Source organism: Pseudomonas sp. LW8, assembly GCF_041956865.1.
GTDB lineage: Bacteria > Pseudomonadota > Gammaproteobacteria > Pseudomonadales > Pseudomonadaceae > Aquipseudomonas > Aquipseudomonas siliginis.
Window position 1 is genome coordinate 545,097 of record NZ_CP168138.1, and the last position, 21,891, is coordinate 566,987.

17 protein-coding genes are annotated in these 21,891 nt (G+C 61.9%); 2 read left to right on the forward strand and 15 right to left on the reverse strand.

All coding sequences use genetic code 11. The annotated features are described in order from the left end of the window. The first annotated feature begins 118 nt into the window (after positions 1-118). Entirely contained in the window at positions 119-1,519 is a 1,401-nt protein-coding gene (locus tag AB9L16_RS02555; RefSeq protein WP_375123054.1) for a hypothetical protein, read from the forward strand. Positions 1,520-1,579: 60 nt separating this feature from the next. Here the strand turns inward: AB9L16_RS02555 and ureC are convergent, their stop codons facing one another. The 11 genes from ureC to urtA form a co-directional block, all read right to left on the reverse strand. Further along, a complete protein-coding gene (ureC, locus tag AB9L16_RS02560) occupies positions 1,580-3,280 on the reverse strand; it encodes an urease subunit alpha (protein WP_056787624.1) in 1,701 nt (566 codons plus the stop codon). Positions 3,281-3,419: 139 nt separating this feature from the next. After that, on the reverse strand, positions 3,420-3,725 hold the full coding sequence (locus AB9L16_RS02565; RefSeq protein ID WP_095180936.1) for an urease subunit beta: 306 nt from the start codon (positions 3,723-3,725) through the stop codon (positions 3,420-3,422). Further along, on the reverse strand, positions 3,722-4,258 hold the full coding sequence (locus tag AB9L16_RS02570) for a GNAT family N-acetyltransferase (protein WP_095180935.1): 537 nt from the start codon (positions 4,256-4,258) through the stop codon (positions 3,722-3,724). Before AB9L16_RS02570 ends, AB9L16_RS02565 begins: the two co-directional genes overlap by 4 nt. Before the next feature lie 5 nt (positions 4,259-4,263). Further along, the gene (locus AB9L16_RS02575; protein WP_375123055.1) at positions 4,264-4,797 is read right to left on the reverse strand and encodes a GNAT family N-acetyltransferase; all 534 of its coding nucleotides are present in this window, start codon (positions 4,795-4,797) and stop codon (positions 4,264-4,266) included. A gap of 9 nt (positions 4,798-4,806) precedes the next feature. After that, the gene (gene ureA, locus AB9L16_RS02580; protein WP_003221215.1) at positions 4,807-5,109 is read right to left on the reverse strand and encodes an urease subunit gamma; all 303 of its coding nucleotides are present in this window, start codon (positions 5,107-5,109) and stop codon (positions 4,807-4,809) included. A 227-nt stretch (positions 5,110-5,336) separates the two neighbouring features. Then, complete coding sequence (locus AB9L16_RS02585) at positions 5,337-6,176, reverse strand: urease accessory protein UreD (RefSeq protein ID WP_375123056.1); 840 nt, start codon at positions 6,174-6,176, stop codon at positions 5,337-5,339. A gap of 43 nt (positions 6,177-6,219) precedes the next feature. Further along, positions 6,220-6,918, reverse strand: a complete 699-nt coding sequence (gene urtE, locus AB9L16_RS02590) for an urea ABC transporter ATP-binding subunit UrtE (protein WP_150741644.1) — start codon at positions 6,916-6,918, stop codon at positions 6,220-6,222. A gap of 135 nt (positions 6,919-7,053) precedes the next feature. Beyond that, on the reverse strand, positions 7,054-7,923 hold the full coding sequence (gene urtD, locus AB9L16_RS02595; protein ID WP_370695112.1) for an urea ABC transporter ATP-binding protein UrtD: 870 nt from the start codon (positions 7,921-7,923) through the stop codon (positions 7,054-7,056). Beyond that, a complete protein-coding gene (gene urtC, locus AB9L16_RS02600; protein ID WP_095180932.1) occupies positions 7,920-8,999 on the reverse strand; it encodes an urea ABC transporter permease subunit UrtC in 1,080 nt (359 codons plus the stop codon). The genes urtD and urtC overlap by 4 nt, the downstream gene beginning before the upstream one ends. Further along, on the reverse strand, positions 8,999-10,501 hold the full coding sequence (gene urtB / locus AB9L16_RS02605) for an urea ABC transporter permease subunit UrtB (protein ID WP_375123057.1): 1,503 nt from the start codon (positions 10,499-10,501) through the stop codon (positions 8,999-9,001). Before urtB ends, urtC begins: the two co-directional genes overlap by 1 nt. Positions 10,502-10,716: 215 nt before the next feature. Continuing rightward, the gene (gene urtA / locus AB9L16_RS02610) at positions 10,717-11,982 is read right to left on the reverse strand and encodes an urea ABC transporter substrate-binding protein (protein ID WP_016771886.1); all 1,266 of its coding nucleotides are present in this window, start codon (positions 11,980-11,982) and stop codon (positions 10,717-10,719) included. 162 nt (positions 11,983-12,144) lie between these two features. Between urtA and AB9L16_RS02615 the strand changes: the two genes are divergently transcribed. Beyond that, a complete protein-coding gene (locus AB9L16_RS02615) occupies positions 12,145-17,151 on the forward strand; it encodes a DUF4329 domain-containing protein (protein WP_375123058.1) in 5,007 nt (1,668 codons plus the stop codon). A 51-nt stretch (positions 17,152-17,202) separates the two neighbouring features. Here the strand turns inward: AB9L16_RS02615 and AB9L16_RS02620 are convergent, their stop codons facing one another. The 4 genes from AB9L16_RS02620 to AB9L16_RS02635 all read right to left on the reverse strand — a co-directional run bounded on the left by AB9L16_RS02620 (position 17,203) and on the right by AB9L16_RS02635 (position 21,873). Next, the gene (locus tag AB9L16_RS02620; protein WP_375123059.1) at positions 17,203-18,576 is read right to left on the reverse strand and encodes a PepSY-associated TM helix domain-containing protein; all 1,374 of its coding nucleotides are present in this window, start codon (positions 18,574-18,576) and stop codon (positions 17,203-17,205) included. A 144-nt stretch (positions 18,577-18,720) separates the two neighbouring features. Next, positions 18,721-20,841 (reverse strand): TonB-dependent copper receptor, encoded by a 2,121-nt coding sequence (locus AB9L16_RS02625; RefSeq protein WP_375123060.1) that lies wholly within the window; start codon positions 20,839-20,841, stop codon positions 18,721-18,723. 84 nt (positions 20,842-20,925) lie between these two features. After that, positions 20,926-21,372: a DUF2946 domain-containing protein gene (locus tag AB9L16_RS02630; RefSeq protein ID WP_252879356.1), complete on the reverse strand. Its 447-nt coding sequence runs from the start codon at positions 21,370-21,372 to the stop codon at positions 20,926-20,928. A 21-nt stretch (positions 21,373-21,393) separates the two neighbouring features. Then, the gene (locus tag AB9L16_RS02635; protein WP_375123061.1) at positions 21,394-21,873 is read right to left on the reverse strand and encodes a copper chaperone PCu(A)C; all 480 of its coding nucleotides are present in this window, start codon (positions 21,871-21,873) and stop codon (positions 21,394-21,396) included. Positions 21,874-21,891: the final 18 nt, after the last annotated feature.

The following is a 21,891-nucleotide window of genomic DNA, read 5'->3' on the forward strand; positions in this document are numbered from 1 at the left end:
GTATGAACCGGCAGGATGGTCTGATAGTTTTCCGGGCACATGTTGGCAATGGATGCCGACGGTCGTAGCGCCAGCCAGACTGGCCAGCGCTGCGCAATCTTTGCAAGGAAGCCTGTCAATGCCAGTCAGACCCAAGCCGCCCAAGCCGGGCGCAGTCGATATCACCACCCCTGGGCGCACATCCCGGGATCCCGCCGCGCACGGGATCGAGTCGTCGCACCTGACCCCCGGTCCGTTCATTCGCAAGACCCCGCCCGATGCCAGTGAGCCCGGCAGCAACACGCAGCAAATGGAAACTGCAGTTGCCCCGCACAGCGTGCACGTCGACCCGACGCCGTCTACATCTGGTCCCGTCCCGAAGCTTAAAACCTCGGCTCTGGAGCGTTACCTGATTGCCTCGACAGCCCCTCTACCGCAAGCGGACGTTGACGGGTTTCGCGTATTCAAAGGACGCCAATACGCGGACCTGCAGGGCGGTGGTACGGTGCTGATCGGCGTCGATGCCGAGACCGGTCTGCATCGGGCCAGATTGTCCAGCGAGCTGCAGCCGTCCGGCCCTGTGCTTGCCTACGATCCGTTGAACAAGCACTGGTACGCGCTTGAAGAGTCCGGCGCGTCGCCGGACGCTGCCGCTGTCCCGGGTAAAAGCCGCAGGGTGGCGCGCCAGAGCGATGAAGACTATGAGTCTGCCGTTGAGGAGCTGCCCGACGATGGCGGTGTAACGCAGGAACATTTTTATCTGGCGTCCGAGTCGATGCCCGTCAAACCCTTCACCGCTGAGGAATTGCGTGCAATGCGCAGCGAAACACGGTTTTCGTTCCTCACCAATCGGCCCGGGGTCTACGACCGTGCCAATAACGGCAAATACCCTTTCCGGGACATGGCCGGCCGGCCTGTCAGGATAAAGAAGCTCCAGACCCTGGCGCGTTTCGAAGACGGCAGCCGTTATACCTCCGAGCAGATCAAGCCTTACATCAAGTTTGGCGCCTACGAGCATGTCGCGCGGTTGTATGAAGAAAAGCTGCAATGGCGATTGTTCACCGAGGCCGACATGACGGTGCCCGGAGAGCGGGCCCTGGTCGGCCAGTCAATGGTGGTCGCCAACCGGCGCATCACCCGAGGCGAGGTGGTCGGTGTCTATGCTGGCGCGATCATGCCGGGACGTCTTGTGCCGCTGCCCCAGCAGTCATACACCATGAAGGTCGGCGTCCGTTATCAGCCGGGACCTGGATATTTGATCCCCTACGAATTCGCGCTGGTCGGTGACACGATTATTTCCCGGATCAACACGCGCTTTTGGTATGACGCCACGGGCAAGCCGGTTCGTCAGGCTACGGAGGGTTACAACGTCGAGTTCGTACCGTTCGATGTCGAAGCGCAACAGTGGATAGGCAAGGAACTGGTCACCCGCGACTTCATTCTCAACGCTATCTTCGCTACCGAAGACATTCCGGCGGGAACCGAGTTACGCATCGATTACAACTACAGCGATGCGGACATCGCGAAACTGTTCGCGTGATTGCCTGAGCGATCGCGACTGAATACGGACCTGCGCGTCCGTATTCAGCGCACGCCTTCATCAGAACAGAAAATAGCGCTGCGCCATCGGCAGCGTTTCCGCCGGTTCGCACCACAGCAACACGCCATCGGCCTTGACCTGATAGGTCTGTGGATCGACATCGATGTTCGGCAGATAGTCGTTGTGGATCAGGTCGGTTTTCTGCACGTCGCGGCAGCCCTTCACCACAGCGATCTGCTTCTTCAATCCCAAGGCTTCCGGCAATCCGGCCTCCTGCGCCGCCTGGCTGATAAAGGTCAGGCTGGTGGCGTGCAGCGAGCCGCCGTAGCTGGCAAACATCGGGCGGTAATGCACCGGTTGCGGTGTTGGAATCGAAGCGTTGGCGTCGCCCATCAGGCTGGCGGCAATCGCACCGCCCTTGAGGATCAGCGTCGGCTTCACACCAAAGAACGCCGGGCGCCAGAGCACCAGATCGGCCCACTTGCCGACTTCGATCGAGCCGACTTCATGGCTGATGCCATGAGTGATTGCCGGGTTGATCGTGTACTTGGCGATGTAACGCTTGGCGCGGAAGTTGTCGTTGCCTGCGCCGTCCTGCGGCAGCGGGCCGCGCTGTTTTTTCATCTTGTCGGCGGTCTGCCAGGTGCGCGTGATGACTTCGCCGACACGGCCCATGGCCTGACTGTCGGAGCTGATCATCGAGAACGCGCCGAGGTCGTGGAGGATGTCTTCGGCGGCAATGGTTTCGCGGCGGATCCGGCTTTCGGCGAAGGCGACGTCTTCGGCAATGCTCGGGTCGAGGTGATGGCAGACCATCAGCATGTCGAGGTGTTCGTCGATGGTGTTGCGGGTGAACGGCCGGGTCGGGTTGGTCGAGCTTGGCAGCACGTTGGGGAAGCCGCAGGCCTTGATGATGTCTGGCGCGTGGCCGCCACCGGCACCTTCGGTGTGATAGGTGTGGATGGTGCGGCCCTTGAACGCGCCAAGGGTGGTTTCGACGAAGCCGGATTCGTTGAGGGTATCGGTGTGGATCGCCACCTGCACATCGTACTGGTCGGCGACGTTGAGGCAGTTGTCGATGCTCGCCGGAGTGGTGCCCCAGTCCTCGTGCAGCTTGAGACCGATGGCACCGGCCTTGACCTGTTCGATCAACGGCTCCGGCAGGCTGGCGTTGCCCTTGCCGGTCAGGCCGATGTTCATCGGAAAAGCATCGGCGGCCTGGAGCATGCGCGCCAGATGCCACGGGCCGGAGGTGCAGGTGGTGGCGTTGGTGCCGGTGGCAGGCCCGGTGCCGCCGCCGATCATGGTGGTGACGCCGCTCATCAACGCTTCTTCGATCTGCTGTGGGCAAATGAAGTGGATATGCGTGTCGATGCCGCCAGCGGTGAGGATCATGCCTTCGCCGGCAATCACTTCGGTGCCGGCGCCGATGGCGATGGTCACATTGGGCTGCACGTCGGGGTTGCCGGCCTTGCCGATCGCGGCGATGCGCCCGTCCTTGAGGCCGACGTCGGCCTTGACGATGCCCCAGTGGTCGATGATCAGTGCGTTGGTGATCAGCGTGTCGACCACTTCGGCGGCGAGCAACTGGCTCTGGCCCTGGCCGTCGCGGATAACTTTGCCGCCACCGAATTTCACTTCCTCGCCGTAAGTGGTGAAGTCCTTTTCGACTTCGATCCACAGCTCGGTGTCGGCCAGGCGCACCTTGTCGCCGACGGTGGGGCCGAACATGTCGGCGTAGGCTTGGCGGGAGATTTTCATGGGCATGCCTTGAGATTCAATTGGGTCTGAAATCGCTCGCATTACTCGCTTTCGCGAGCAGGCTCGCTCCCACATTTGATCGCGTTCTCATGTGGGAGCGAGCCTGCTCGCGAAGGGGCCAGAGCGGGCACCGTGTTGTTTAGAGATCACCCATGATGCGGCCGGCAAAGCCGAACACCCGGCGATGCCCGGCGTAATCCACCAGTTCGACTTCACGGCTTTGCCCCGGCTCGAAGCGCACCGCCGTGCCGGCGGGAATATTCAGGCGCATGCCGCGACTGGCGGCGCGATCGAAGGTCAGCGCGTCGTTGGTTTCAAAAAAGTGGAAATGCGAGCCGACCTGAATCGGCCGGTCGCCGCTGTTGGCGACTTTCAGGCTGAGGGTGCGGCGGCCGACGTTGAGTTCGATGTCGCCGGGCTGGATCTGGTATTGGCCAGGAATCATCGCTGGGCTCCTTGCAGGACTTTGTAATAGAGAGCGGTCGGGCGATAGGTGCCGTTGGGGTCGCAGGCGTAATCGGGTATTTCGCCGGCGCGCACGTAGCCCAGCGCCTTGTAGAAATCTTCTGCCGGCGAGCCGGCCTCGGTGTCGAGATAGAGCATGCCGCGCTTGTGCTTGGGCGCTTCGAGTTCCAGCGCCTGCATCAGTTGCTGGCCGAGGCCACGGCGCCGCGCGTGTTCGCGCACCAGCAGTTTCTGCACTTCGGCGCGGTTCAGACCATTGGCCTTCTGGCACAGGCCCAGTTGCACGCTGGCCAGCACCTGCTCGTCCTTCACCACCACCCAGAGCAGCGTGCTGCCCTTGTTGATGTTGTCCTGCACCTCATCGAAATATGCGCGCGCCTGCACCTCATCGAGGTCGGCCATAAAACCGACGCTGGCGCCGTAACCGACGGCGTCGAGCAGCAGATCGATCAGGCCCTGGCGATAGTGGGCAAAGCTTTCAGCGTTGACGCGGCGCAACTGGGCGGCGTTCATCGACATCACTCCTTGTGAGTATCCGGCGGCTGTGCGCCGGGATTGAAGGTCAACTGCATGAAGGTCAGATCGAGCCAGCGGCCGAACTTGGTGCCCACTTGCGGCATCTGCCCGGTGACGCTGAAACCGGCGCGCTCGTGCAGGCGAATCGACGCGGCGTTGCCACTCTCGATGGCAGCGACCATGACGTGTTTACCGCAGGCGCGGGCGCGTTCGATCAACGCGGTCATCAGTTGCGGGCCGAGGCCGTTGCCGCGTTGATCGCTGCGCACGTACACCGAGTGCTCGACGGTGTGGCGGAAACCGTCGAACGGCCGCCAGTCGCCGAACGAGGCGTAACCCAGCACCGCGTTGTGGCTGTCGACGATCACCAGAATCGGGTACGCCTGCAACTGACGCGCGTCGAACCATGCCTGGCGATTGCCGAGGTCGACCGCTTGTTCATTCCAGATCGCCGTGGTGTTGAGCACGGCGTCGTTGTAGATGTCGCGGATCGCCGGCAGGTCGGCCCGGGTTGCATCGCGAATGGCGTAAGTCATGGCGCGGCCTCAGACGATCGGCTGGTGAACGGTGACCAGTTTGGTGCCGTCGGGGAACGTCGCCTCGACCTGGATTTCCGGGATCATCTCCGGGATGCCTTCCATCACTTGTTCGCGGCTGAGCAGGGTGGTGCCGTAGTGCATCAGCTCGGCCACGGTCTGGCCGTCGCGGGCACCCTCCAGCAGCGCGGCGGAGATGTAGGCCATGGCTTCCGGGTAGTTGAGTTTCACGCCACGGGCCAGCCGCCGCTCGGCGACGAGGCCGGCGGTGAAGATCAGCAGCTTGTCTTTTTCGCGTGGGGTCAGGTCCATGGTTCGGGTTCCATCAGGGCAGATTCGGGTGGCTCTCGAGAAGTGTGGGGTGCCAGTTGGAGCAGCCCCTCACCCTAGCCCTCTCCCGAGGGAGAGGGGACTGATCTTGGTTGTTTTCAATGGCCAATTCAGTCAGCAATATTCGTTCAGGCAGATAAATTTATTTCAGACGACTCGGTCAGGCTCCCTCTCCCTCCGGGAGAGGGCGGGGGGTGAGGGTCGGGGTTTCAGGTGCTCCATATTCTTGGCGCGATAGCTTCGCGCCCCAGCAGCGCAGGTCTGAGCAATTGCCACAAATCGATGAGCCAGGCGCGGGCGAGCAACGCCTCACTGGCCAGGCACCGTGCCACCAGCAACCCCGGCAACTGAGTCAAATCCCCGCGTACCCCATGCCCCAGCGAGCGGCAGCGCTCCAGCAACCCGGCGTCTATCTCACCGGTCACCAGCATCGTTGCGAACACCGGATTGCCATCCAGGCCGATCGGCGAATCGAGTAAACCGTCTGCACCGACAATGCGCTGCCGTTCGTGCCAGAGCAACCGACCGTCGCGGCGGATGTCCAGGTGCGCCTGAAAATGCCCGAGGTCAAAACGCTCGCCGCTGGCCGGGCGGCCCAGCGCCACCACGTCCCAGTAGAACAGCCGCGCATCGCCTTCAAGCTCGATCGTTGTGGTCAACTCGGCTTGCGCGGCGCTGTAGACGATGGTTTCCTGCGGCAGCCATTCCAGAGTCGCGCCGGCAGCGACTTGCAAGTCGAGCTGTTGATACGCCGGCCCACCCGCGCGATACCACTTGGCGGCACCGGGGCTGGTGATTTGCGCCCAGGCGTTGTGTTCGACGCGGGCGCTGATATCGAGCCGATCACCACCGGCAATTCCGCCCGGCGGATGGACGATGATGTGCTGGCAGACTTGCGGGCCTTCGGCGTACAGATGCTTTTGCACGCGCAGCGGGCCGAGGTGACGGCGCATGACCGGACGCGTGCAATCGCCGAAACGCGCGTACGCCAGTTCCAGCTCGGCGTGCCAGCTCGGGGTAAACAGGGCAGGTGCAACAATCGAATTCATGGTTTGTGATTATCGTTAGGAAGCTACAGATTAGACCGGCGCGTTAGATCGTGACCAGCCCGCGTACACCCTCGGCCTCCATATTTTCACCGCGACCCTGCTGAACGATCTCGCCCCGCGACATCACCAGGTATTGATCGGCCAGTTCTGCAGCAAAGTCGTAGAACTGCTCGACCAGCAGAATCGCCATGTCACCGCGCGCCGCGAGCTGCTTGATCACCGCGCCGATTTCCTTGATCACCGACGGTTGAATGCCTTCGGTGGGCTCATCAAGAATCAGCAGGCGCGGGCGGCTGGCCAATGCCCGGCCGATCGCCAGTTGCTGTTGCTGACCACCGGACAGATCGCCGCCACGGCGCTGCTTCATTTGTAGCAGCACCGGGAACAATTCGTAGATGAAACCTGGAACTTCCTTGGCTTCTGAGCCTGGAAAGCGCGACAGGCCCATCAGCAGATTTTCTTCTACCGTCAGGCGCCCGAAGATCTCACGGCCCTGCGGCACGTAGGCGATACCGGCATGCACACGCTGATGCGGTTTGAACGTGGTGATCGGTTTGCCTTCCCAGTTCACCGCGCCTTCCTTGGCCGGCAGCAGGCCCATCAGACATTTGAGCAGAGTGGTCTTGCCCACGCCGTTACGCCCGAGCAGGCACGTGACTTCGCCGACTTTCACCTCGAAGCTGAGGCCGCGCAGGATGTGGCTACCGCCGTAGTACTGATGCAGCTTGTCGACTTGCAGCATGTTCGAATTCTCCCCCGGTGATCGTTCCCACGCTCTGCGTGGGAACGCATCCCGTGACGCTCCGCGTCACATAACGGCGGACGCAGAGCGTCCATGGCGGCATTCCCACGCAGAGCGTGGGAACGATCTAGGTCTTCAGCGGCCGAGGTAGACCTCGATCACCCGCTCGTTGTCCTGCACTTGCTCAAGCGAGCCCTCGGCCAGCACGCTGCCCTGGTGCAGCACGGTGACGTGGTCGGCAATCGAGCCGACAAAGCCCATGTCGTGCTCGACCACCATCAACGAATGCTTGCCCGCCAGCGATTTGAACAGCTCGGCAGTGAACTCGGTTTCGGCGTCGGTCATGCCCGCCACCGGTTCGTCGAGCAGGAGCAGTTGTGGGTCCTGCATCAGCAGCATGCCGATCTCGAGGAACTGCTTCTGGCCGTGGGACAGTAGGCCGGCCTGGCGATTGACCGAGGTGGTCAGGCGAATCGTCTCGAGCACTTCGCTGATGCGGTCCTTCTGTTCGCCGCTCAGGCGTGCACGCAAACTGGCCCACACCGACTTGTCGGTCTTCTGCGCCAGCTCAAGGTTTTCGAACACGCTCAAGGCTTCGAACACCGTTGGCTTCTGAAACTTGCGGCCGATGCCGGACTGGGCAATCTGCACTTCGCTCATCTGCGTCAGGTCCAGGGTTTCGCCGAACCAGGCCTTGCCGTGGCTGGGCCGGGTCTTGCCGGTGATCACGTCCATCAGCGTGGTCTTGCCCGCGCCGTTGGGGCCGATGATGCAGCGCAGTTCGCCGACGCCGATGTACAGGTTGAGATTGTTCAGCGCACGGAAGCCGTCGAAGCTGACGCTGATGTCTTCCAAAGTCAGGATCGTGCCGTGACGCGTATCGAGGCCCGGGCCGACGCGCTGGCCGAGGCCGATCGAGTCGCGGCTGGTGCCTTCGTCCTTGTTCGGTTCCACGGGGAAAAACGCCGGCTCCAGCATGAATTCAGCACTCGCTGTGACTCTCATTGTTCACCTCTTTTCTTCAGCAGACCGATCACGCCCTTGGGCAGGTACAACGTCACGACGATGAACAGCGCGCCGAGGAAGAACAGCCAGTATTCCGGGAAGGCCACGGTGAACCAGCTCTTCATGCCGTTGACCACGCCGGCACCGAGCAGCGGCCCGATCAGCGTGCCGCGCCCGCCAAGGGCGACCCACACCGCCGCTTCGATCGAGTTGGTCGGCGACATTTCGCTGGGGTTGATGATGCCGACCTGCGGCACATAAAGCGCTCCGGCCAGACCGCACAGCACCGCACTCAGCACCCAGACGAACAGCTTGAAACCGCGCGGGTCGTAGCCGCAGAACATCAAACGGTTTTCCGCATCACGCAGCGCTGTCAGCACGCGACCGAACTTGCTCTGCGCCAGGCGCCAGCCGATGAACAGACTGGTTACCAGCAACAACACCGTGGCCAGAAACAACACCGCGCGCGTGCCCGGCTCAGTGATGCCGAAACCGAGGATGGTGCGGAAATTGGTGAAACCGTTATTACCGCCAAACCCGGTCTCGTTGCGGAAAAACAAGAGCATGCCGGCGAAGGTCAGGGCCTGGGTCATGATCGAGAAATACACGCCCTTGATCCGCGAACGGAAGGCGAAGAAACCGAAGACCAGCGCCAGCAACCCCGGCGCCAGCACCACCAGACACATCGCCCAGAGGAAGCTGCTGGTGCCGGTCCAGTACCACGGCAATTCGCTCCACGACAGGAAAGTCATGAACGCTGGCAAGCCATCGCCGGCCGCCTGACGCATCAGGTACATGCCCATCGCGTACCCGCCGAGGGCGAAGAACAGGCCGTGGCCCAGCGAAAGCAGGCCGGCATAGCCCCAGACCAGATCCAGCGCCAGAGCGACGATGGCGTAGCAGAGGATTTTGCCGACCAGGGTCAGCGTGTAGGCCGAGACGTGCAGGGCATTGTCCGGCGACAACAACGAGAGCAGCGGCAGAACGATCAGCAGCGCGAGGATCACCCCGCCGACCGCGAGCGTGACTTTCGGCCCGGCCTTTTGTGTGGCCGTGACTAACAGAGGCTGGTTCATCAGTCGATCACCCGTCCTTTCAGTGCGAAGAGGCCTTGCGGACGTTTCTGAATGAACAGAATGATCAGCGCGAGGATCAGGATCTTGCCGAGCACCGCACCGATCTGCGGTTCGAGAATCTTGTTGGCGATCCCTAAGCCAAATGCGGCGAGCACGCTACCGGCCAGTTGGCCGACGCCGCCGAGCACCACCACCAGGAACGAGTCGATGATGTAGCTCTGGCCAAGGTCGGGACCGACGTTGCCGATCTGGCTCAGCGCCACGCCGCCCAAGCCGGCGATGCCCGAGCCGAGGCCGAAGGCGAGCATGTCCACGCGCCCGGTCGGCACGCCGCAGCAGGCGGCCATGTTGCGGTTCTGAGTGACGGCGCGGACGTTGAGGCCGAGGCGGGTTTTGTTCAGCAACAGCCAGGTCAGCACCACCACGAACAATGCGAAAGCGATGATGACGATGCGGTTGTACGGCAGCACCAGATTGGGCAGCACTTGGATGCCGCCGGACAACCACGCCGGGTTGGCGACTTCAACGTTCTGCGCGCCGAACAACAAACGCACAAGCTGGATCAGCATCAGGCTGATGCCCCAGGTCGCGAGCAGGGTTTCCAGTGGCCGACCGTAAAGGTGGCGGATGACTGTGCGCTCCAGGGCCATGCCGATGGCGGCGGTGACGAAAAACGCTACCGGCAGCGCGATCAGCGGATAAAACTCGATGGCTTGCGGCGCGTAACGCTGGAACATCAACTGCACCACGTAGGTCGAGTAGGCGCCGAGCATCAGCATCTCGCCGTGCGCCATGTTGATCACCCCGAGCAGGCCGAAGGTGATCGCCAGGCCGAGGGCCGCGAGCAGCAGAATCGAGCCCAGCGACATGCCGCTGAAGGCCTGGCCGAGCACTTCGCCGATCAGCAGCTTGCGCTTGACCTGAGCGAGGCTGGTTTCGGCGGCGGTGCGCACGCCGGCATCGCTTTCCATGCCGGGCTCGAGCAGGCCTTCAAGACGCGTGCGTGCCAGCGGGTCGCCGGTTTCACCGAGCAGACGTACCGCCGCGAGGCGCACCGCCGGGTCGCTGTCGACCAGTTGCAGATTGGCCAGCGCCAGGCTCAGGGCGGCGTGGACGCTTGGGTCTTTTTCCCCAGCGAGTTGCCGGTCGAGAAATTTCAGCTGCGCGGGTTTCGCGCTTTTCTGCAATTGCTGCGCGGCGCTCAGACGGATTTTGCTGTCAGCGGCGAGCAATTGATGGCTGGCCATAGCGGTGTCGATCAGACCCCGCAGGCGATTGTTCAGGCGCAGGGTTTTCGCTTGGCCGTCGATCGTCAGTTCGCCTTGTTGCAGGGCGTTGAGCAATTCGATACGCGCCGGATCGGGCTGCGCGGCCCAGGCTTCCAGCAGTTTGGCCTGTTGCATCGGGTTGGCCGCGACGAAGTCTTCGGCGTCGCCGGCGTGGGCCAGGAGTGGCAGCAACAGTGCTATGGCGAGAAGTACGCGGTGTATGGCAGTGGGCATTAGTGGTGTCCTGTTCAACCGCCCCCTCACCCTGACCCTCTCCCGGAGGGAGAGGGGACTGACCGAGGTGTCTGGACGATGTGCTGCGACCTGCGAACTCGAGTCGAACTCAGGGTCTGAAGAGCATGAAGATCGGCTCCCTTTCCCCCTCTCCCTGAGGGAGAGGGCTGGGGTGAGGGGAAAGTCTCATGCTCGCCTCAAAAACTGAATTCGCCTCAGTTGCTCTTCACCGCATAATCCGGCTTCTTGTCGTTGCCCTGAATGTACGGGCTCCACGGTTGCGCGCGGATCGGGCCTTCGGTCTGCCACACGACGTTGAATTGCCCGTCGCTCTGGATTTCGCCGATCATCACGGGCTTGTGCAGGTGGTGATTGGTCTTGTCCATGGTCAACGTGTAACCGGACGGCGCAGCAAAGGTCTGCCCGGCCAGTGCTTCACGAACCTTGTCGACGTCAGTGGATTTGGCTTTCTCGACCGCTTGCGCCCACATGTGGATACCGACGTAGGTGGCTTCCATCGGGTCGTTGGTCACGGCTTTATCGGCACCCGGCAGGTTGTGTTTCTTCGCATAGGCTTTCCAGTCCGCGACGAATTTCTTGTTCGCAGGATTCTCCACCGACTCGAAGTAGTTCCACGCCGCGAGGTTGCCCACCAGCGGTTTGGTGTCGATGCCGCGCAGTTCTTCTTCGCCGACCGAGAACGCCACCACCGGTACGTCGGTGGCTTTCAGGCCCTGGTTGGCCAGCTCTTTATAGAACGGCACGTTGGAGTCGCCGTTGACGGTGGAAATGACGGCAGTCTTGCCGCCGGCGGAGAATTTTTTGATGTTGGCAACGATGGTCTGGTAATCGCTGTGACCGAACGGCGTGTAGACCTCTTCGATGTCTTTGTCGGCCACGCCTTTGGAATGCAGGAACGCGCGCAGGATCTTGTTGGTGGTGCGCGGGTAGACGTAGTCGGTGCCGAGCAGGAAGTAGCGCTTGGCGCTGCCGCCTTCTTCGCTCATCAGGTATTCAACGGCGGGGATCGCTTGCTGGTTCGGCGCGGCGCCGGTGTAGAAGACGTTCGGCGACATCTCTTCGCCTTCGTACTGCACCGGGTAGAACAGCAGACCGTTGAGCTCTTCGAACACCGGCAGTACCGATTTGCGCGACACCGACGTCCAGCAACCGAACACCACCGCGACCTTGTCCTGGGTCAGCAGCTGCCGGCCTTTTTCGGCGAACAGCGGCCAGTTCGATGCAGGGTCAACGACGACAGGTTCAAGCATCTTGCCGTTCACACCGCCCTTGGCGTTGATCTCGTCGATGGTCATCAGTGCCATGTCCTTGAGCGACGTTTCGGAGATCGCCATGGTCCCGGACAACGAATGCAGAATCCCGACCTTGATGGTCTCGGCGGCCTGGACAGTCCAGGTCATGCCCATCGCGGCAATGGATGCCGTGAGTGTGAAAGCCTTGATCAAACTGCGACGCTTCATTGTGCGATCTCCATGAACATTCGATTTTTTCTGGTTGGCAGATGCGGACGACTGAAGCTGTGTTTTGCAAAGGCTGTGCCCGGTCGCGTTCAGGCAAGAAAATGTCGTGCCAGAGCGCTTGCGTGCTGAATGCGTGCACCAGGAGGGGACGGCAGGCGGCCGATGGTGCGTCGAGTTGCGCCAGATTGGGGCGCCCGCTGGCACTCAGATGCGGATACAAAAGCGATAACCCTGTACCACAGCTCGAGAAAACCGACGGGCCACACTCAGTTGCTCATCCGATTCTCAGCGCAGGTTTTTATGAGTCATGTCTCAGGCCGATCCGGTCGTACCGCAAGTTCTTCAGCAACGTTCAAGCTGCCCCCACTGAGCCCGGCTTTTCTGACTGAAGAAGACGCCGCCTATTGGGTGCACACACGAATTCCACTCAACCCGGACAAAGAGTACGGCAGCGTGATCCTGCTGCGACCGGACGGGAAATTCCTCGCCACCTCTCCCATCGCAGGTGAAGCCACGCGCTTCGACTTCGGCACGATTGTGCAGACCGATGCCCTTGGCGGCATGCTCCATCCGCTGGGCTACCGATGTATCGCCAGCGTACACAGCCATCCGCCGATACATGACCAGTTCCGCAATGGCAATCGGCGTCAGGATGAAACCCTGCTCAGGCTGTTCATGAGCTTCTATTCAGGCGGCGATTTCATTGGCGATGTGTCGGCGCGGGATTTTTTCCGCAGCGCTTACCTTTCAGGCCCGGATGGCAGCTTGCTCAAATACGTCTCGAGCGGCTCGCCCGAGGAACGCGACTACTTCCTCTGGCAGCAGTCCGGCGGGCCGTCGGGCCATCCGGCGGGGGCCTATGACGTGATGGCGGTGATCAACAAGCTGGCGACCGTGGGTGAACTCAAAGTCATTGTTTCGAATGCCGACTGGGGCTACTCGGTGGGGCGCGTACCTGCGGACTGGAAGGCCGGGGCGTCGTTTTCAAAGGGTGCGGTCACCGAACTGCCGCTGATGACCCGGGTATGCGTCAATGCCGAACGCGCCGTGCTTGCCGCCTTGAAATCCAGAGGCGCACAGACGACGGGCCTGATATTGAAAAAATTGATTGGCGAGGAGTATGTCGCCACCCATGCGCGCCCGGCCGGGCTGGCTGCATGGGATCCTGAGCGAATATTTCCGGTTGATGCCCAAGGGCAATTGCAGCTGCCGAGGGGTTATTTGCTGGAGGGCTTCTACTTCGCCTCGCGGCCCGACCCTGCGCAGTTTCCACCCGCTCAGCCGTGGCTCTACGAGAACTTCTTCACGCCCCGGGAGATCGCCGTCGCTATCGAAGCGAATGCCCGCAGCAAACATCTGGCGAAAGCGGGACATGCGTTGTCGCTGTACATGCGGGCGCAGGATCATGCGATGTTGAAGTACCGCTTCAGCGGCGATTCGATCGAAGCGGCACTGAGCGTTACGCAGTCGGACGGCACGGTCAGTGACAATGGTCTGCAGGCAAGGCTGTTGGCCGGCACACTGGATACCCGCGCATTTGTCTCGATGCTGGTACTGGCTGGCACCCTGGAGGTCATTCGCGGCAGTGCGCTGTGGGCGCATCTGGGGCCGGTGGATCTGCAATGGCAACCCTTCGCCAATCTCCCCTGGCCGCGATTGAGCGGCGTGTTTCTGTGCGCTGATGATGCCGTGCGCCATGCCCATGAACTCGCCGGCCTGCGCCGTGACAAACCGTACGCCGGGTATGTTTTTCAGCGCAGCGACAAGCGTTTCGTGGTGACCGAACCGTTGCCGGGAGATATCGACACGCTCAGTCAGGGCAGGCTTTATCCGATGGACAATCATGGGCGTCCGGTCTTTCCCGACGACCATGCGCTGCACGCCCGTTACGTCTCACACACGGCGCTGTCACAACTGTTGCCGGTGGATACGGAGCTTTTTGGCTGGGCGTATCAGGAAGCGGCTGTGAGCTTGCAGATGTTGAGTGTGGCGGAGGTCAGGCAAGTCCTGCTCGACGAGATTGCCCTGTATGTCAGCGCGGCGCCGGACAGTCTCGTCAGGTATGAGGTCATCGGATCTGCGGGCTCCACGGAATTGGCCCGGCGCCTGGGCACGCGCCAGCATCCGGGCGCCCTGGCGCTGGAACTGGACAGCGGCCGTAAACGCCCGCAGGACTTCATACGTGAACAGGCAGCGGCCGGACGTTTAACGGTTCTGATCGATAACGAACTGTGGGGCTATCGCGGGCGGGTGCCGGCTACCTGGTCGCTGCGCACCACGCCCGCGCCTTTGCCCGTGCCGCAGTTGCCGGTGGTGCAACTGCCGCCGCTTCTGTATCCCCAGCCGGACAGAGACAAGCCGATCCTGCCCAAACCCACGCCACTCCCGCAGCCGCAAATACCGTTGCCGCCGCTGACGTTGCCGTTGCCCTGGAAACGCCTGGAAGGTGTGGCATTCGGCGCGATTTTTCCCTCGGCGGATGAGGCTGCACGGGATCGATGCATGGGGGACTTTCGTCCACAGGGCGAAACGCGCGCGTACTTCGGCTTCATTCTCAGGCACAAGAGCCGGCCAGAGTATGTGGCTACCGAGCTGGTGCCCGTCAGTGATCAAGGCAAAAATCTGTTCAGGCTCGATTCGGTTTTCGCCGACCTGCCCTCAGAGCCCTGGCATGCGTTGCCCGAGGGCTTCGAACTGCACGGCAATTTTTATGCATCGCAACGAGCCGGTGATCCGACGAAAAGCCCGGCTGAATGGCTGGCGCATTACTTCATCTCGCCGGACCACCTGACAGCCTCGATGTATTACGGCGGCCGGCGTCCGGTCATGGTGTCGGACGCTCCCGCAGCGCTTTATCTCGCCGTGCGCGATGGTGCTTTGCTCAAATATGTGTGGAGCAGGTCCAGCAAACTGTTTCATGACGCCTCGTCCCAGCGCACGCTTGAACAGATCAAAAGCGATCTGGCCGCTGGCAACCGTCTACCGACCGACTTTATCCATGAGGTCGCCAGCAGCGGCGAGCTCTCCGTCATGCGCACCGGTCTGTGCTGGGACCGGGCGGGGCTGGTGCCAGCCACCTGGCAACCGTACGCAAATCTCGAACGGCGCCGGCTCGGTCCGGTCTTTCTGACGGCTGACGACGCGGCCGTCCACGCCAGGACACTCGTGCCTCTGGTGACCGACAGGGTGCATGGCGGGCTGATTCTGGAGACGGTCGATAAGCGCTACGTCGCCACAGTGCCTGTTGAAGTCAGCCATGAGGATTTTGATTTCACCGATATCTGCCCTGAGGAAAGTCGCGCCGCCGGATTGTTTCCTGCGGGTTGTCGCGTCGTGGCGCGGTACCGCTCGCGCGTCGCCCAAGAGGTGTCATTGGTCTTGGCGCCTGTGCAAAAGCAGGTGTACCAGAACGTGTTTTCGGTCGAGGTGCTGGAGTCGGCGTTCAACAAACGCGGCATCAAAGAGGAATACCGGGTGGCGGCGGACGGTTCGCTGGTTCGCTATACACCCGCCCCACGGGATGAGTACCTGTTCTGTCCGGATGGCGCGGTGATTGGCTATCGGCCGCAAGCCGAACTGCTTTCGCAGCTGCTTGATCAGGGCGAGCGGCTGTCCGTCGTCGATGCAAAAGCGGTAAGACAGCGCCTGCGCAATCGGCAATTGAAACCCGTCGAATGGGTGAACGATCTGGCCAGGGCCGGACGTCTGTGGGTGGTCGCCGCAAGCGCGATCTGGGGGCAACCGCGCCAGATTATCCAGTGGGCACCATACTCCGGGGATCTGTTGCCGGCCGCCGATTATGACAAGGCGTTGAGCAGCCCGGTCGGCAGCCCGCTGTTCATCCAGGCAGACGCTGCCGCGCGGTACGCTCATCAACTGTCGTTGAGCAGGGATACGCAGACCTTCGGCTACGTTTTGAACGGCCCTGAAGACCTGTTGGTGTCCACTCTGCCAGTCGCGGTGCAGCGTTCGGGGTTGGCGCTGGATCGAGTGTTCGAGCAGGGCAAGCTGCCGCCAGGCTTCAGTCTGAGCGCCATTTATTTGCGAGCAGCGCTGCCACCTCTGGGCGCGCGGCCGGACGATATGCGGCACTTTTTTCTGCTGCCCAACGATGTCCAGGCAGCCTGCGCATGGGCCAACACGCCCCAAGGGTACCGGCCGATCTACTTCTCCTGCGCCGATGGCGCGTTGTTGAAATTGCAACTGCATGCATTCGAGCCCGGCACTTTCTACGATGAGTTCGGGCAAGTGCAACTGCGCCCCAATGCCTTTGTGTCGAAGGTGGAAGCGGCGGTCGATGAGCGGGGCATTGCCAGCGGTACGTTCAGATTTGTCGACTATGTCCAACGGATGGCTCATGCCGGCCGACTTGAGGTAATTGAAACGAGTGAATACTGGTCGCGGCATGGTCAGGTGGATGAACACTGGCAGCCACGGCTGACCGAGGTGTCCAGTGAGCAACGCTGGCGCGAGCATCCGGCGCCAGCGCTGGGACCTGTCTTTCATCATCCCGATGATGCCGCCTGCCATGTTCATGGACGGGTAGCCGGCCAGGCGGTAATAGGCACCGGTTATGAGAGTGCGATTCTGGCGAACCCGTCCAGCCTTCGCTTCGTTCCGCTTGAGCCGATCGTGTATTTGGCCAACGAGGACAATCCGCTGTTGCGCATACTGCGTACCGTCGCGGATCCGGCTGTCAGTTGGCGCGATCCGGCGCCGCGTTATCCCGAGGGTTACTCGGTGATGGCCACCCATCAATTGCATGTCTCGGGCAACACCACGCTGGCGGCGGACGTGGATCAGGTCTATGCCAATTACGCTGCGCCTTCGCTGGTGCATGCGCACACCCGTGCACCCACGGAAAAAGGCCTGCATATCCTGCACTACTACTATTCAACGCCGCACGATGTGCTGCTCAAGTACACACCTGTGTATTCAAGGGCGGAAAGAGATCTGTTGCTGACCCGCTCAGCTACTTTCGAGGGCGGACGCTGGATCAGCCGGCTGAGCCCTGGAGAGTTTCTTTCGCGGCTTATGGCGCTGGGTGAGTTTCGGGTGCTGATCGGCGGTTATTACTGGCGCCAGACCGGCCGCATGAACACTACCTGGCGAAGCCGTCGTCAGCAGACCCCGACACCCGGAACCGTGCGCTTGCGCGACGAGTTGTAAGTGAAATGAATGAACAGGCGTGGGCCGCCGCAACGGCCCGCGCCCGTCACATCAACGCTGCACCTGCGCGGAACGCTCGCCAAGTCGGGGCACGAGAAACCGGTCGAGCAACCAGACCACCACCAGCGACGCCCCCACCAGTGGAAACACCACCGCCAGCACCAGCATGATCGCCACGCCGGTTTTCCACTTCGGCAGGTCATGGCGCAGCGGCGGCACACCGAATTTGCCTTCAGGCCGACGCTTCCACCAGATCACCACGCCGCTGACGGCGCTGAGCAGAATCATCAGGCAGATCAGCAGCACGACAATCTGGTTGAAGGTGCCGAACATCTTGCCTTCGTGCAGCATCACGCCGATTTCCGTGGCGCGCGCGACGGTGCCGTAGTGCTCGAAGCGGACATCGGCGAGGACTTTGCCGGTGTACTGATCGACGTGCAGGGTGGCGTCGTTGCGCGGGTCATCGGCGAACACGGCAATGGTGAACACGCCGGTGGCGGTGGTCGGCAGGGTGATGCTGTAGCCCGGTTCAACCTTGCGTTCACTGGCGATGTTCTGCACGTCCTGCAGGCTGATCGCGGGTGCTGCGGGGCCGGCATGGGCATTGCCGTGATTCATGTGTTCGGCGTGGTCGCCGGACATCGGCATCGGCGTATTTTCCATCGCCCATGGCACGGTCTGGCGGGTGGCGCTGTTGAGGCTGCGTGCCTCGATGTCGGAGGTCGGCACGTTGTCCCACATCGCTGCCGGAAACACGTTCCACACCTGCGCGTATTGCTTGCCCCAGAAACCGGTCCAGGTCATGCCACTGAGCAACATCACCAACAGCAATGTCGCGCCCCAGAAACCGGTGACGGCATGCAGATCGCGCCACAACACTCGACCGCGGCTGTTCAAACGCGGCCATAGAATGCCCGCCGCCTGACCACGCGGCCACCACAGGAACAGCCCCGAGACCACCAGCACCACGCCCCAGCCAGCGGCCATTTCGATCAGGCGATCGCCGACTGTGCCGATCATCAATTCGCCGTGGATCGCACGGGCGATGGCTTGCAGGTTCTGCTTGGCATCCTGCTCGCCGAGGATGTCACCGTGGTACGGATCGACGAACACGTTGAGTTCATGACCGGCGTTCTTCACCACGAATTGCGCGCTGCGCTCAGCATTCAACGGCGGCAGATACTGAGTGACCTGGCCTTGTGGGTAAGCGCTTTTCACCCGTTGCAGCAAGTCATCGGCCGGCACCGTGTGGTGCCCGGCCGGCACTTCGAGCAGGCTGCTGTACATCAGCGAATCGAGCTGCGGTTTGAACAGATAAATGATCCCGGTCAGGGCCAGCATCACCATGAACGGCGCGACGAACAGCCCGGCATAGAAATGCCAGCGCCAGGTCAGGTTGTAGAAATTGGGTTGAGGCTTTTGCATCACGTGTGCTCCGCTGGGCTTGGTTCTTTTCGTTGTTTGTTTACCTGTGGGAGCGAGCCTGCTCGCGAAGCGGTTGTTCAGTCGATATCAATGCCGACCGTGGCGCCGTCTTCGCGAGCAGGCTCGCTCCCACATGGGTGGGTGTCAGAAACTCATATCCACTTTGGTCCAGAGCGTGCGCCCCGGTTCATTGAGCGCTTGCGGGTCGTTGGCCGGATAGCCGAAGCCGGCATTGCCGGCCAGATTCAGGTGTTCGGCGTAGGCTTTGCCGAACAGGTTGTCGACGCCGCTGCTGACTTTCCAGTGCTGGTTAATGCGGTACGCGCCGTTGAGCGAGAACACGCCGAAGCCCGAGCTCTGGGCGTAATCCTTGCCGACCACGTTGCCCTTGTTCGCGTCGATGCGGTGCTGCGCGGCGACCACTCGCCACAATGCGCCGGCGCTCCACTTGGCCTCGCTGTAGGTCAGGCCGAAGCGCGCATCCAGCGGCGGCATCTGCGGTAATGCCGAGCCGTCGCTGCTGTTCTTGCCCCAGGCATAGGCCAGGGTCGCATCGGCTTTCCAGTTGTCGGTCAGGTTGTAGGCAGCTCCGAGTTCGCCACCCATGATCCGCGCGTCGATGTTCTCGGCGCGCGAGGTGCTCATGCCCATCATTCCCGGCGTGTAGTCGAACAGGATGTAATCGCGTACCACACCGATGTAACCCGAGGCCCAGGCTTCGAGGTCGGCGCTCTTGTAGTTCACGCCGAAGTCGAACTGCGTGGTCTTTTCCGGTTTGATCGAGTCGAACGCGTTGACCGATCCTGCCGGGCCGGACTTGGGCGAAAACAACTCCCAGTAATCCGGGAAGCGTTGCGCGTGGCCGAGGCCTGCATAAAGCGTGGTCGGGCTATCGGCGAGGTCATGCTCGTAACGGATGAAGCCGCTGGGCAGGGTGTCGGCGCGGGTGTCGTCGGCGGTCGGGTTGGGGCGGGACATCATCCCCGACCCTGTGGTTTGCCGGTAATCCTTCGCCGAAGCACGGTCGACACGGGCGCCAGTGATCAAGCGATCACGCTCGGCGGCGTACCAGGTCATTTCGCTGAACACGCCGTAATTGTGGAAATCGGCGTCCTTGCTGTACGGCAGGTCCTTGTAGGTATCGATGCCCATTGAGCTGCGCTGACGGTGCTCGTTGGTCTGTGCGTCGAGGCCGGTGATCAGCTGAACATCAGCCCAGCGCCAGGTTGCTTTGATCCGTGCACCGAGGGTACGACGGTCGACGTTGGACGCCATCGGTCCCGCCATCATGCCGGTGCCGGACGGGGTGCGCAGGGTGTAGTTGTCCATCACATGGTCGGCGTAGTTGTAGTAGACCTGTGCCTCGAGTTTTTCCAGCACCTCGCTGATGTTGGATTTCTCGAAACGCAGGCCGAGGCTTTCACGCAGGAATTGCGAACCGTCCATGCCGCGCCCGGCATACCGCGCCTCGCCATCACCCTTGCCGGCGGTGAGTTCGATCAGGGTGTCGGCATCCGGCGTCCAGCCCAGTGCGATATCGCCGTTCCACTTGTCGTAACGCGAGGCGACGATGTCGTTGTTGCCGTCGCGATAGTCATCGGAATGCGCAGTGTTGCCGATCACCCGCACGTAACCCAGAGGACCGCCGGCAGCGGCGTCGACAACCTTGTCGAAACGCCCATGCGAGCCGGCCAGGAGGCTGGCGTTGACGCGCGTGCCGAGTTCGCCGAAGTTCTCCGGCTCACGGTCGAACAGCACCGTACCGGCCGATGCGCCCGGACCCCACAGGACGGTTTGCGGGCCTTTGATCACCGTGAGGCTGTCGTAGGTTTCCGGCGAGATGTACGAGGTCGGCGCGTCCATCCGTCCAGGGCAAGCGCCGAGCATCATGCTGCCGTTGGTGAGGATGTTCAGGCGCGAACCGAACATGCCGCGCAGCACCGGATCGCCGTTGGTGCCGCCATTGCGCACCAGAGCGAAGCCGGGAATGGTCTTCAGGTAATCGCCCCCGTCACTGGCCGGCACCGGTTGGCGCGGATCCTTGGGGTTGGTGACGATCGTCAGTGGTGAGCTCGGGGCGATGGCAGTGATCACCGTCGGGCTCAGTTCATGTTCATGGCCGGCGTGAGCGTCGGCCAGCGCCAGCGGTGTCAGCAGTACGCCGCAAAGGACGGCAATAGCGTGCCTGCAACGAATCCGCGATTCGTTCAGGGCAAAGTGCGCGCGGGCAGATTCCGCGCAGGGGACAGCAGTAAACCTGGACATGACAATTTCCATCGAACAGTCGTAAACACCACGGTCGGCAGCCTGGCGCTGTCTTCTCAACCGTGTGCAATCAGAGGTGCGTGTTTACGTGGCGATGGGCGGGGCGCGGGTGCGGGCGCCGGGGAAGAAGGGTTGGCGGGCATGGCCCAGACGCGGGGAGGGTGTGGTGAAGGTGTTGGGTGGCGGGATGTTGAAAGCGACGAAATCGCCGCCGCCGGTCAGTGCCGGGCAATTGAACAGCAGGGTGCAATAGCCGCACTTTTCCCACAGCACGTGATGCGAAGATTGCGGCGGGCAATGCTCGGCAGCAGGTTGGGCGTCATGGCCGCTGTGATCCATGCCGGGCATGTCCATCGACATGTCCATGCTCATTGGCATCGACGTCGAGGCGTGCTGATCCATCGGCATCGACTGAGAAATCAGTGGACCGATGAAGATCATCAACATGGCGAACAGGGCGATCCAGCTGCCACGCGTCAGCGCTTGAGTCTGACGGTGATGCGGGACGGGCCTGGCGCGCAACGGACGCATGGGCGAAGTCAGCCGAAGCAGTTACTGAGCGTGCACGTGGCCCTGGGCGGATTCCGGCGGTTTCTTCTGCACGGCAACTTCAACGCTGACGTCACCTGCCTTTTCGAAATGCAGGGTCATCGGGAAACGCTTGCCGTCACTGAGCAGGCTGCGATCGCTCGGGTTGAGCAGCATCACGTGATAAGCCATCGGCGCGAAGGTCACGGTGCCGCCGGCGGGGATTTGCACGCTTGGCAACTGCTGCATCTTCATCAGATCGCCCTGCATGACGTGCTCATGCAACTGCGCTTGTGCAGCGATGGGCGAGTCGACGCTGAGCAGGCGATCGGCGCTTTTGCCGGTGTTGTGAATGATGAAATAGGCGGCGACGGTCGGCGCATTCGGCGGCAGTTCCTGCGACCACGGATGGGCGATTTCCAGCGCACCCACCTTGTATTCGTGGGCATGGGCAAAGCACGCCGGCAACAACAGCGCAGCGAGGACGAAGAGTTTCTTCAACATGGCAGTTCTCCAGAACGA